Genomic DNA, 12,066 nt, shown 5'->3' with positions numbered 1-12,066 from the left:
GGGCCCACCCGACACCGCTCCCGCCGCCACACGCCGCGCATCACCCGAACGGCCCTGCGAACCGGGGGCGGCGAGCCAGGCCGGGCAAGGCTCAGGACCTGTGGATCGGCTCCGGGAGGACACCCGGAGGGGGGTACCTTTCCCGAATGATCCTTCGATGGTCACCGCGTAGGCCCGCTGATGGTCACCGAGTAGGCCCGCGCCGCGGGCCGGGAAGGTACGCCCGTGCTCGGCGTAGTCACCGACGACGGCTCCACCCGGCCCGGCCCCCTGATCGACGAGATCGTCCGCAGGGGTGCCCGGTTCGAGAACGGCGTCCTGGCCGAGCGGGAGGCGGCGGCATGACGCGACGCCCGACACTGGTCGTCGTCAGTGGGCCGCCCGGGGCGGGCAAGACGACGCTGGCGCACGCTCTGGCCGCCGCGCTCGGCTGGCCGGCGGTCTGCCGTGACGAGATCAAGGAGCGGATGGCCACCGCCGGGGCCGATCCCACCGATCATCACCTGGACCTGAAGACGCTGGAGGTGTTCTTCCGTACCATCGGTGAGTTCCTGACATCGGGAACGAGCCTGGTGGCAGAGGCGGCCTTCCAGGACCGCCTCTGGCGACCGGGCCTGACACCGCTCGCGCACCTGGCCGACATCCGCGTCGTGCGCTGCGTCGTCGACCCCGGACTCGCCCGCGCGCGGATCATCCGCCGAGCCGCCGAAGTGCCCTCGCGCGCCGTTCACGCGGACGCCGATCTCCTGCACCGCATCGCCGAGGGGAACCAGCCGATCGAGTCGTGGGTTCCGATCGCGCTCGACGTCCCCTGCCTGGTCGTGGACACCACACAGGGCTGGAAACCGCCCCTGGTCCGGATCATCGAATTCGCCACGCACGCCGCCCGGTCGGCCACTGACGACCGGTCCACGATCCACGGGTCTTGACGATGGCTCCCTCCGGACCGGCACCGAGTCCTGCCGCCTCCCGCACACCCGGGTCCGTCCTCCCCGCACCGAAGCGACGCCCCGGCGCTGTTGGGTGAGCCCGGCAGCGAGCTTTCGCCGCCAGGCATGCTGCGGCCTGCCGTGGAGGGAAGTCGGGACCAACGGCAGCACCCGCGCGAGGCGGATCCTTCCCGCTCGCCTCCCGGCCACCGGTCGTCGCGCGAAGTGCTCGCCTTCACCTCTCGTTCCCGGGTCACCGCGGAAGGCGCGGCTGCCGGTTCCCGTGCGGTGGCTGCCGCCGCGTCCTGCCGGAGCGGCGTGTCTCCGCCCGGCCGGCAGCTCGTGCCACGAGCGGGGTCACGAGGCCGTCCGGGACCCTCGCTCGTACTGGTACGGGGTCATGGTGGTCAGGACGGCGAAGCCCAGCCGTTCCAGGATCGGGCGGCTCTGGTCGGAGGCGTCGACCCGGAGGTACTCGTAGCCGAGTTCGGCGGCGATCCGGGCCCGGTGGGCGACCAGTGCCCGGTAGACACCGCGGCCGCGCCAGGCGGCCAGCGTTCCGCCGCCCCAGAGTCCCGCGAAGCCCGTGCCGGGGTACAGCTCCAGCCGTGCCGCGCTCACCGGGATCTCCCGGCCCTCGTGGTGGGCGACGGCGAGGTGGACCCGGAGGGTCTCCGGGCTCTCGGCGAGCTGGGCCAGAACGCGTCGGCCCAGCCGGGTGCCGTCGGTGCCGAAGGCCTCGTCGTGGACGGCGACGACCTGGGCGACACCGGCCTCGTCGGTGACCTCGCGCAGCTCGATCCCGGCCGGCTCCCCCGTGCCGGCCATCCGGCGGGTGAGGTCGGCGATGTCGGCGACCATCAGGGTCTCCGGCTCTTCCGGGGTGAAGCCGGCGGCGGTCAGGCGGTCGGCGAGGTCGGCCGGGCGGTCGTGGCCGTACAGGGTCCACTCGAAGTCCTGGCCGAGGCCGGCGTAGTGGCGGACCTGCTCGGCGATCGCCTCGTCGGCACCGGCGGCGTCGAGGTCCGACCAGAGGATGCCGTTCCACACGCTGTCGGGGCCGCTCTGGCGCACCACGGCCGAGGTGTGCTCGACGCGGGCGGCAGGGGTCCCGGGCGCGGCGCCGCGGCGCATCCGGGAATCCAGCAGGGCCAGCAACTTCTCATGATCCACATTCATGCGGGTACTCCACCATCCCGGGGGCGGCGAGGCAATCGGAATTCCGCGGAGCCGGCCGGGGTGCCTGAGGACGAGTCTCAGGCACCCCGGCCGACCAGGGCCGGCGCGGTCGCGTCGCCGTCACCGCGGTCGCGTCGCGGTCGGGGCAGGAGGAGACGGCGCCGGTCAGCCCGGCCGCGCCGACGACGGCGAGGGCCTCGGGCACCTGGCGTTCACTGGTCTCGAAGAACAACGCCCCGCCCGGGGCCAGCCACCGGGGCGCCTCCTCGGCCACCCGGCGCAGCACGTCCAGCCCGTCGGCGCCGCCGTCCAGAGCCGGGCGCGCCTCGTGTATCCGGGCTTCGGCGGGCAGCAGCGCGATGTCGGCGGTCGGTACGTAGGGCACGTTCGCCAGCAGGACGTCGACCCGGCCGCGCAGTGCGGCGGGCAGCGGCTGGAACAGGTCGCCCTCGAACACCTGGCCCTCCACCGCGGCCAGGTTGCGGCGGGCGCACCGGACGGCGGCCGGGTCGATGTCCGCCGCGTACACCTCGACCGGGTGGCCCGCCCCCGCCGCGAGGGCGGCGGCCAGGGCGCCGCTGCCGCAGCAGAGGTCGACCACCACGGCGTGTGCGGGCGTCCGCCCGAGCGCCGTCTCGACCAGGAACTCACTGCGGCGCCGGGGCACGAAGACCCCCGCGTCCACGGAGATCCGCAGACCCCCGAACTCCGCCCGGCCGACCACGTGCTCCAGCGGGTGGCCCTGCGCACGGGAGCGCACCATCTCCGCGAGTTCGGCGGGAGTGGCGGCGGCGTCGAGCAGGATGCGCGCCTCGTCCTCGGCGAACACACAACCGGCCGCCCGGAGGCGGGAGGTCACCGAGGAACGCAACAGCGCTGAAGAGACAACAGACAAGAGAACCCCATCAAGAAAGCAGGCGAAAGATCGATCCGCCAGGGCTCCCCGAGAGGGACCGTCGCCGTACCGGCAGAGCGCCGCTACGCGCTCGGCGCCACGCCTTCACAGCCGTTCCCGGGGAGCACCCGCTCCGTCGTACCGGTAATGGGTCTCACCTCCCGAGGTTTGTGGTCCTATTCGGCGCCGCCACCCTACCGCACGCTCCGAGCACGGAGGGCACCGGCGGCGGGCCTGCTCCCGGCCTGATGTCCAGGTGCGACGACCACCTCCGGCCGGCCCGGCGAACCGCCGTTCGACTCCGTGCTCCGCGCCATCGACGCCGTGCTCCTCGACATCGGCGGCGTGCCGCGCTCCTTCGGGCCGCCGGCCCGAGCCGGCGGTGACTCCCGACCGGCCGCCCCCTCCGCGTGACCGCTGCTCAACCGAGGTGGTCGGCGACCAGGGCGGCGAACTCCCCCGGGGTGAGGATCCGGATCCCCAGCTCCTCGGCCTTGGCCCGCTTGGAGCCGGCCTTCTCCCCGGCGACCAGCAGGGTGGTCCGCTTGGAGACGGAGGAGGAGGCCTTGCCGCCCGCCCGCTCGATCAACTCGTTCACCGCGTTGCGGGAGAGCTCGGCCAGCGGCCCGGTCATCGCTCCGGTGACGACGACGCTCTCACCGGCCAGCGGGCCGCCCGCCGCACTGCCCGCCGCCTGCGGCTCCGCACCGTCGGCGGCCCCGGCGGGCGCGGCGGGCGCGGTCGGCACGGTGACGGCGGTGCCGCCGAAGCGTCCGACGACATCCCCCTCGACGGAAGGCGGCGGGACGTTGTCCACCAGGATGACTTGGGCGCCGGCTCCGGGGCCGCCGAGCCAGAGGCTCAAGTGACGGTAGATCCTTCGGACGATCGCCTCCCCAACAAATCCGTCGTCGTCGCCGTGCTCTGCCGTCCCCGAGTCGATCTGAGTCTCTGGGGCGAGATTCTTCTGTGGGCTGTCTACCATCAGAAACCCGGAGTGACGTCGACCTTCCTCGTAGGCCAACTCAAAGATGTCCAGCTCCCAGGCAAGGGAGATCAAAGTCGTTGCGCCCGAAGAGCCAACGTGGTCATAACGAATACCGCGGACATGCGGCAGAAGATTCTTGCCGATGTAAGCGTCTGAAAGCTTCAGGTACCCAAAGCTTGAGTCGCGGCCCCCGGCAGTACTTCCCGTGCGGATTTGGCGGTCAAGCTCCCAGGGGCTCCTCGATGGCGGCAGCCCGATCATCGAGCTCTTCGACGCCTGGGACGTCGCGGAGCTTGTAGAGGCGGGCCCGCATGTCGTGGACGGCGTCCTGGACCTTGACTGAGCGGATGCCGTCCGCGCAGTCGAGGAAGTCGTTCCAGGACGTGAGAGCGCCGTCAACGTCGTCCTGGCGGAGGCGTACGGTGCCGAGGTCGGCGAGGACGATCGCGCGGGTGCGGCGGCGGTCGAGGCCGTGGATGTCGAGAGCGTGGTGCAGGTGGTCCTGGGCACTTGTGTAGTCGCCAAGCTGGGCGAGGATCATGCCGGCTTCGTGCGCCCACCGGCCGATGCTGTAGTGCGAGGCCCACGATTCACCCGGGGCGCCGGTTGCCCGTTCGATGGCGGTCTGGGAGGCGGCAAGCGAGCCGGTGGCGGTGCGGCGGTCGCCGTCGAGGGCAGCGGCGTTCGCCAGGGTGGCCTGGTAGTAGGCGACCGCCCGGGGGTCGTCGATGCCCTTGGCCTGGTCGACGCACTGTTCGGATATCCGGACCGCTGTGGGCCGGAAGCCGAGGTCGATCGCCTGCACCGCGAGGCCCCGCAGCGCGGTCGCGGCGAGTTCCGGGTCTCCTGCCTCGCTGGCCAGGCGGAAGGAGTGCGCGTAGTACTGCTGGGCGGCGTCCTGGTTGCCCTCGTCCTGGGCCATCCACCCGGCCAGGTGGACGAGTTGCGCGGTGGCGGCGAACAGCTCACGGCCGACCGCCTCGGTCCAGGTGCCGTCCAGCCAGAGGGCGACGTCTTCGTGGAGGTAGCGGACCGCGAGGTGGCGCGCGTGTCCGCCGCCCAGCTCGGACGCGGCGTCGCCGAGCGACTTGGACATCTACCGGATCGCGGCGACCTCGCCCCGCCCGACGTTGACCTTGCCGCCGGACCTGACCCGCACCCGACGCAGGACGGCGTCAGGGTCGGGCAGACCCAGGGCCGCGAGCGCGTACGCGCTGGAGGCGGCGACGAAACCCCGGCGATCCACCACGTCCCTCCGGCTCAACTCGATGACGGAATCCACGGTATCGCCAGATGGGCGCTCCGCCTGCCCAGTTGGCTGCCCGTCACCCACTTCCGCCAGATCGAGGCCCAGGACGTCGATGAGGTAGGGCATCCAGTACTTCGGGATGCGCCCGCCGCGCTCCCAACGGGAGACCTGGTCGCGTCCGGGCCCGGTACCGCCCTTGCCTTCGGCTTGGCCCAGTTCCCGGCCGAGCCGGGGTTGTGACCAGCCCTTTCTGCTGCGCGTGGTCCTGATCAGGTCTGCGACCGTCACGGCTTCCCCTGGCACGGCGCCCCCTCGGCCACCCGGCGGTCTGCAACTGGCCGACACCGGCCCACAACTGGCCGACATCTGGCCTACACCCTGGCACCTTCTTCGTCACCGTGCACGACTGTTGACTGAGAGTCAGTCGCCGGAGTCGAGAACAGGATCCGGCACCAGGCGGCTGACCAGGCCGAACACACCCACCCCCCGGGGTGTCCCGGATTCGGACGCGACGCCTCCCAGCCGACCGCGCTTGCGCGATGGCCGGTGCCGCCCCGAGCAACGCCGAAGGGTTCCTCACCGTGGCCGTGCACACCGCAGCGTTCATCTTCACCCGAGATCCCGTCTCCGTTCCCCGCGCCCGCCGCAGAGTCCGCACCCGGGTCGTCAGCTGGGGCATCCGGCTCGACCAGGACTCCCAACTCGCCCTCGACACGATCACCGCCGAGCTGGTGACCAACGCCGTCCGCCACTCCCAGCACCCGCTGCTGACCGTCGGCCTCTACGCCGACCCGGCCCGGGGGCGGGCCTTGGTGGAGGTCTACGACGGCTCTTCCACCATGCCCCGAGCCCGCACCGCCGCCCCCGACGAGGAGGCCGGCCGGGGAATGCTGCTGATCGGGAAGCCGGCGACCAGCCACGGCGCCGAGTGGACTGCGCGGGGCAAGCGGGTCTGGGCCGAGCTGGCCATCCCCACCCAATCCGTGACCCGGCGCCAGATCCTCTCCACATCCCGCCGTGCGGTGCGGGCCGCTCTTCGCGCCCTCCCGCGTCCCGGCAAGCCCCCGGATACCCGTGTGTGCACCCGGGAGTTCTTGGCCTCGCACCACCGCCTAGGCCGACCACCATCCCGCCCGAAGGGAGATGCTCCGATGACCAGCGTGACCACTACCGACGGCGTCCTCGGCCACCGCGGCCTCAAGACCGGCGTGACGTGGTCCACCCCCGGTGCCGCCCACGCCCGCGCCGCACAGATCACCGCCGCCCACCGCGCCCGCCGTGAGGAGATCACCCGCAACCCCCACCTGGATGAGGAGTGGGCACGGGCAGCGGTGCGGGCCCCGACGCTGCTGGCCGCCGTCCAAGCCCTCATCGGCCCCGACGTCGCGGTGCAGAACACCTTCCTGGTCGTGAAGTGGCCCCACCGCACCTTCGAGATCCCCTGGCACCAGGACGGCATCGACGCCCGCGTCGAACTCGACCCCGACCGCGCGGTCTCCGCCTGGCTCGCCGTCAGCGACGCCACCGTGGACAACGGCTGCCTGCACGCCGTCCCCGGCTCCCAGCGCTTCGGCTACCTGCCGTACTCCTCCGAAGCCGAGGCCGGCGCGGAGCGCGGCCGGGCTGACGAGGCCACCGGCTTCACCGCCGACACCACCACCGCCCTGCCACTGCCCGCCGGATCCGCCCTGCTGATGGACAGCCGACTGCTGCACCGTTCCGGCACGAACACCACCTGCGGCGCCCGCGTCGGCCTGAACATCCGCTACGTCGCCCCCGGCGCCATTCGCCGCCGCGACCCCCAGAGCCCCAGCCCGGCCCCGGTCTCCGGGACCGGCTGGTAGCACCACCCAAGGAAACCCAGCCCCATCGAGAGGAGCACAACGGTGAGCATCCTCGAAGACCTCGGCACCAGCAACAAGCTGGTGACCCGGGTGCGCGTCCTGGTCGGGGAGGACGCCGACGCGGCCCGCCGCGCCGACAAGACCCCCATCGCCAAGTCCGACTGCACCTACTACTGCCCCGACGCGGCCACCGCCGAGCGGTGCATCCAGTCCCTGCGCGAGTCCGACGAGCGCCTGCGCAACCGCCCCGAGGAGCTGATGCTCTGGGACTGGCAGTGCACCTACTGGGAGGCCGAGCCCGGCAACCCGAACGGCGGCGGCACCGTCCTGCTCGGCGTCGCCTGGTACGACCGGGCGTTCTTCGACGACCGGCGCGACGCCTGGTTCGGCGCCATGCACCAGCGGATCTACGAGGACCTCGGGATCCCGCTGGAGGACATCACCGTCACCCACTGGCAGCTGATCACCAGCTGACCTGAGCACCACCAGCACACCGGCCGGGCCCCGTGCCGCGGGGCCCGGCCCGCTGCCGGGGTCAGTCCCGGGCCGCCAGCTCGGACACCTGCTCGGCCACCGGCAGCGGCCTGCGGGTGCGCGACCACCCCAGCACCAGCACGGCGCCCGCACTGGCCAACGCCGCGACCGCCAGGCCAGCGCCCAGGAACCCGACCCTCGGATCGGTGGCCGCCAGCGCCGGAACGAACAGCATCGAGACCGTCCCGCAGGTGCGGATGACGGCCAGGTCCACCGTCAACAGCCGCCTACGAGCGGCCGGAGGGAACAGCGCGAAGTGCGTGGACAGCGCGATCTGCAGGAACGGCGACACCGCGCCGGACACCACCGACAGCACCAGCAGCACCGCCAGCGACTCCGCCAGTCCGGTGGCCGCCAGCACCAGCCCGGACACCGCCCACGCCCCGCAGTAGAGCGCTGGCAGCGGACCGGGCAGGCGGACGTTCCCTGCCACCAGGTTGCCCGTCAGCGCTCCCACGCCGGTACCGGCCAGCACCGCCGCGTAGGCGGCGGCCCCGGCGTCCAGGCGGGCGGTCAGCAGGGCGGGCATCGCCAGAGCCACCGCCCCGGCGAAGATCCCCAGCCCGTGGACGGCCAGCACCAGAGCGGTGTCCGGGTGGGTCCGCACCAGCGACCAGGCGCTCGGCCGCACCCCCGCCGCGCTCGCCCCGGGCGCCACCTGGGCAGGCACCGGCCGACGGAGCCGGCCCAGCACCACCAGGGCGAGCGCCGACACGGCGAACGTCGCCGCGTCCGTCCAGAACAGCCCGGCCAGCGGCATCACCGCCAGCAGCAGCCCGGCGGCCCCGGGACCGGCGACGCGGGCGATCCGGCCAGTCAGGTCCATCAGGCCGCTGACCGCCTGGACCTCCTCCCGCTCGACCAGGTCCGGCACCATCGCGCCGAGGTTCGGGTCGAACAGAGCCCCGCCGACCCCCAGCAGGGCGGCCGAGGCGACCAGCCCCACCGTGTCGAACTGCGACCACGCCCACGGCAGCCCCGCCACCAAGACCAGCCGCGCCGCGTCCACGGCGGCCAGCGCCCGCAGGGACGCGAACCGGTCCATGCCCCGGCGCCCGACGGTGCCGAGCACGATGTACGGCACGGACTCCGCGACGGCCACGAGGCCCATCGCGCCGGCGCCCGCGTGCTCCCACGCCATCCACATCACGGCCATCGCGTACAGGCGGTCACCGAACACCGACGCTGTCTGTGCTCCCCACAGCAGGAGCACCGGCCCGCGCCGCAGCAACCGCACGTATCGCATGATCCAACTCCGCCCGGAAGCACGAAGTCCCGGCAGGCAGATGCCACCGGGAACTCCCCACACCCTAGGGCAACTTGAAGATCGCCCGACGCAGGCGCCCCGAGCGCGGCATCCCGCCGCCAGGCACCGCACCCCTCACTCGCGCCCGGCGCCGAACTCCGGCAGGCTGGGCACCGGCCCCCAGGACCGGGCCCTCCCGGAAGGACTTCCGTGCACCCCCTGATCACCGAGCTCGGCCTGGACGGCGACCCGAAGTTGCTCCACGAGCGACGCGGCACGACCTTCTTCAAGGTCGGCGACACCGCCCTGAAGATCACCGACGGCCTGATGGCCGGCCGCGAGGGCGAAGTCCTGGCCGCCCTCGGCGCCGCCCACTACCGGGCCCACGGCCAGCACGCAGGCGGCTCCTGGCTCGCCATGCGCTGGATCGACGGCACCAGCCTCTGGGGCGCGCTGGAACCCGCCCACCGCGGCGGCGACACCCCCGCCGGGCACCGGGCGATCCTCACGGCCGCCGCCAAGGCAGCCGAAGCACTCGCCGAGCTGCACGCCGCCGGCTGGATCCACGGCGACCTCCAGCCCGACCACCTCGTCTTCGAGGACCAGACCGTACGAATCATCGACCTGGCTTGTGCCCAAGGGCCCGTGTCGGTGCCGTTCTACGTCCATCGCGGTGGCCTGGCTCACACCACCGCCCCCGAGACCGCCGCCCTGATCCTCGACACGACCGACCACATCACCACCACACCCGAGGCCGACGTGTGGTCGCTGGCCGCCTCGCTGTTCTGGTCCTGGACCCGCACGCCGCCCACTGACTACCGCGACCCGCAGGGCCGCCGGCCCGAACTGCTGGCCGACACCGCCGCCGGCCGGCAGCACGAACTCGCCACCGTCCGGCCCTGGCCGTTCCCAGCCTTCGAAGACGCACTGTCGGCAGGGCTCGCGACTGGGCCAGTGCGCCGGCCCTCCGCCGGAGCCCTGGCCCAGTTGCTCCGCACCGCGCTCACCGGCCCAGCCCAGACCAGCGCCATGCCCGGCGGCTCCGGCGAGCACTGACCCTGCCTTGCGTTGATCGGCGCGGGCCGACGGGCGGGACCGCTTCGGCTCCGGGCACTGACATCCGGCCGGTGGGCGCGAGGCCCCGGGCCCGGCGGACGCCGGGGCCGGCCGGACCACTCAGGGGTCCTCCGGGCCCGCACCGAGATCCGCCGGGCCCGAGATCCGCCGGACCGGCGGTCAGCCGGCCGGTGGCGCCACCGTGCGATAGGAGCCGACCGCTTCCGAGGGCACCAGACAGGGCAGCAGCCAGTCCCAGAACGACTGCAGGCGGTCGGCCAGCTCCTTCCGGTCGCGCGCGGCGCCGCCCAGCACCTCCAGCCCGCAGGCTGCGGCGATCAGCAGGGACTCCGGCCCCACCCCGCCCGAGCGGTCGCGCAGCTCGCCCGCCCGGCGGGCGCCGGCCAGCAGCTCCCGGACGGCGCCCGCCCAGACCCCTTGGAAGCCCCGGACCCCGGCGACCGGCCCGTCCCCGCCCTGCCAGGCCCCTTCCTCCCGGCCCAGCCGGAACGCCGCCCGGACCACCGGGTCCGACTCCAGCACCGCCACCAGCCAGTAGCCCGCGTCGATCAGTGCCTGCACCGACGAGGATTCCGCCCGCAGCGCGCAGCAGGCGGTCCGCAGCACCCCCTCGGCGTGCTCGACCACCGCCCGCGCCAGCTCCTCCTTCGAGCTGAAGTGGAAGTACAGCGCGCCCTTCGTCACCCCCGCCGCCGCGGCGATGTCCGCGAGCGTCGCGCCCGCGTAGCCGGATCGGTCGAACAGTTCCGCTCCCGCCGCGACCAGACGCCCGCGCGTCCGCTCCGATCTCTCCTGCACCAACCGGCCCTCCACTCCTCACGCCCGCACCTCGCCAGGACCGGCACGGCGGCCCGTGCCGTTCGTCACCCGCTCCGCCGGAGCCACCCCGGTCCGCGCCGGGCCGCCGCCGACCCGTCGGTGGAACACCCGTCCCCCGAGGATCCGCAGTCGGCACCCACCGATCGGTCGAACTCCCGCGCGTCGACGATGCCGTGACTGATGGTCACCAGGTAACCCCTGCGGTGATCTGCCGACGCATCCTTGGCACATTGGTTTGCGGGGACGGCCGGTCCGGCGGGCGGGCAGGCCTGCGCACGCCGCCTCGGCGCCGTGCGGCGCGCATCGTCCGGATGACCCGCCCGCGCCGGAGCCGCCCGGCTTCGTGGGAAACGGGACGAGCGGTTTGTCGGTTCATAAACCGGACGAGCTGTTCGGTTTATGACTGCCGCTTTCGATCCGGCGACACCCGGGCCGGAAGGCCTGCGGTCGGGGCGGGATGTCAGCGGACGGGGGACCCGGCCGGCGTGTGCTCGCCGTCGGCCCGGCCGGCGGCGGCGCGGGCCGCGGCCACCTCGGCGACCACCCGCGCGCCACGGTCGGCGTCCATCTCCAAGGAGGCCAGCACGCCCGGCACCGCCACGCTCGGGAGAACGTGCTGGAAGAGGCCCGCGATCCGCCGTTCCAGGTCCGCACGACCGGAGAGCTTCTGCGACTGGATCTGCACTCCCGCCCAGGCCGCCGTCACCAGCCAGGCCGTATCGGCCGGCACCACATGGGGCAGCAGTTCGCCGCGCTGCCCCGCCGCCGTCAGCAGCGCCTCGAACCTGGCGACCCACCCGGGGACGGCGCCCCCGCCCGGATCCCCGATGCCGTCCTGGCCCAACGACAGCCGGGCGCCCGCGCTCAGCAGCGTGTCACGCGGCATCAGATGCGCCACCACCATGCCGGTGTCGACGAACTCCTGCAGCCTGCAAGCCCGTTCCGGCACGGAATCCGGCGCGAACTGTTCCTCCACCACCCCCTGTGCGAGGTCCCGCTTGGACGCGAAGTGGAAGTAGACCGCCCCGCGGGTGACGCCGGCCCGGGCCACCACCTCGCCGATCGTCGCCGCCTCGTACCCGCATTCGTCGAACACCGATGCCGCCGCCTCCAGAATCAGCCGGCGCGTCCGCACCGCCCGCTCCTGCCGCACCACACGACCACCCCGCCCACCGCACCGATCGAACAAAACCAGACAGCCCGTATCTTAACTTTTCGTTTAACCTCGCACGTCACCCGACCTGCTGATCTGCGGTTCTTCCCGGGACGGCGGAGGCGGCCGTTCTCCACGCTTCGAGATGTCGAG

The 12,066-nt window shown here is 73.2% G+C and carries 11 protein-coding genes and 1 pseudogene; 4 read left to right on the top strand and 8 right to left on the bottom strand.

Annotated features, from left to right (window positions below; translation table 11 throughout):
* The first annotated feature begins 341 nt into the window (after nt 1-341).
* Complete coding sequence (locus ACIQTO_RS33850) at nt 342-929, top strand: AAA family ATPase (RefSeq protein ID WP_402396302.1); 588 nt, start codon at nt 342-344, stop codon at nt 927-929.
* 357 nt (nt 930-1,286) lie between these two features.
* Here ACIQTO_RS33850 and ACIQTO_RS33845 read toward each other — a convergent pair whose 3' ends face one another.
* From ACIQTO_RS33845 to ACIQTO_RS33825, 5 genes and pseudogenes are all read right to left on the bottom strand, one after another.
* Nucleotides 1,287-2,102, bottom strand: a complete 816-nt coding sequence (locus ACIQTO_RS33845; RefSeq protein ID WP_402396419.1) for a GNAT family N-acetyltransferase — start codon at nt 2,100-2,102, stop codon at nt 1,287-1,289.
* Nucleotides 2,092-2,967 (bottom strand): putative protein N(5)-glutamine methyltransferase, encoded by an 876-nt coding sequence (locus ACIQTO_RS33840; RefSeq protein WP_402396300.1) that lies wholly within the window; start codon nt 2,965-2,967, stop codon nt 2,092-2,094. The genes ACIQTO_RS33845 and ACIQTO_RS33840 overlap by 11 nt, the downstream gene beginning before the upstream one ends.
* 457 nt (nt 2,968-3,424) lie before the next feature.
* Nucleotides 3,425-3,691, bottom strand: a pseudogene (locus ACIQTO_RS33835) (BRCT domain-containing protein); the annotation flags it as partial.
* Between the two features lie 520 nt (nt 3,692-4,211).
* Entirely contained in the window at nt 4,212-5,087 is an 876-nt protein-coding gene (locus ACIQTO_RS33830) for a tetratricopeptide repeat protein (RefSeq protein WP_402396297.1), read from the bottom strand.
* Nucleotides 5,088-5,528: a hypothetical protein gene (locus ACIQTO_RS33825; protein ID WP_402396294.1), complete on the bottom strand. Its 441-nt coding sequence runs from the start codon at nt 5,526-5,528 to the stop codon at nt 5,088-5,090.
* A gap of 251 nt (nt 5,529-5,779) precedes the next feature.
* Between ACIQTO_RS33825 and ACIQTO_RS33820 the strand changes: the two genes are divergently transcribed.
* Nucleotides 5,780-7,084 carry a phytanoyl-CoA dioxygenase family protein gene (locus ACIQTO_RS33820; protein ID WP_402396291.1) on the top strand — a complete coding sequence of 435 codons (1,305 nt, stop codon included), beginning with the start codon at nt 5,780-5,782 and terminating at the stop codon, nt 7,082-7,084.
* A 42-nt stretch (nt 7,085-7,126) separates the two neighbouring features.
* A complete protein-coding gene (locus ACIQTO_RS33815; RefSeq protein WP_402396288.1) occupies nt 7,127-7,558 on the top strand; it encodes a hypothetical protein in 432 nt (143 codons plus the stop codon).
* Between the two features lie 61 nt (nt 7,559-7,619).
* Here the strand turns inward: ACIQTO_RS33815 and ACIQTO_RS33810 are convergent, their stop codons facing one another.
* A complete protein-coding gene (locus ACIQTO_RS33810) occupies nt 7,620-8,864 on the bottom strand; it encodes an MFS transporter (RefSeq protein ID WP_402396286.1) in 1,245 nt (414 codons plus the stop codon).
* A gap of 210 nt (nt 8,865-9,074) precedes the next feature.
* Here ACIQTO_RS33810 and ACIQTO_RS33805 point away from each other — a divergent pair, with 210 nt between their 5' ends.
* Entirely contained in the window at nt 9,075-9,920 is an 846-nt protein-coding gene (locus ACIQTO_RS33805; RefSeq protein WP_402396283.1) for a hypothetical protein, read from the top strand.
* A 180-nt stretch (nt 9,921-10,100) separates the two neighbouring features.
* Here ACIQTO_RS33805 and ACIQTO_RS33800 read toward each other — a convergent pair whose 3' ends face one another.
* Both ACIQTO_RS33800 and ACIQTO_RS33795 read right to left on the bottom strand, forming a co-directional pair.
* The gene (locus ACIQTO_RS33800; protein ID WP_402396280.1) at nt 10,101-10,739 is read right to left on the bottom strand and encodes a ScbR family autoregulator-binding transcription factor; all 639 of its coding nucleotides are present in this window, start codon (nt 10,737-10,739) and stop codon (nt 10,101-10,103) included.
* Between the two features lie 481 nt (nt 10,740-11,220).
* Nucleotides 11,221-11,895 carry a ScbR family autoregulator-binding transcription factor gene (locus ACIQTO_RS33795; RefSeq protein WP_402396278.1) on the bottom strand — a complete coding sequence of 225 codons (675 nt, stop codon included), beginning with the start codon at nt 11,893-11,895 and terminating at the stop codon, nt 11,221-11,223.
* Between the last annotated feature and the right edge of the window lie 171 nt (nt 11,896-12,066).

The organism is Kitasatospora sp. NPDC091207 (genome assembly GCF_044768625.1).
In the GTDB taxonomy this organism is placed as follows: domain Bacteria; phylum Actinomycetota; class Actinomycetes; order Streptomycetales; family Streptomycetaceae; genus Kitasatospora.
Note: the sequence above shows the minus strand (reverse complement) of the source record. Positions and strands in the feature narration are given on the sequence as shown.

Excerpts from the sequence above, each read along its gene's own strand:
- ACIQTO_RS33820 (WP_402396291.1), top strand. The coding sequence starts at position 5,780 with ATGGCCGGTGCCGCCCCGAGCAACGCCGAAGGGTTCCTCACCGTGGCC.
- ACIQTO_RS33850 (WP_402396302.1), top strand. The coding sequence starts at position 342 with ATGACGCGACGCCCGACACTGGTCGTCGTCAGTGGGCCGCCCGGGGCG.
- ACIQTO_RS33830 (WP_402396297.1), bottom strand. The coding sequence starts at position 5,087 with ATGTCCAAGTCGCTCGGCGACGCCGCGTCCGAGCTGGGCGGCGGACAC.
- ACIQTO_RS33810 (WP_402396286.1), bottom strand. The coding sequence starts at position 8,864 with ATGCGATACGTGCGGTTGCTGCGGCGCGGGCCGGTGCTCCTGCTGTGG.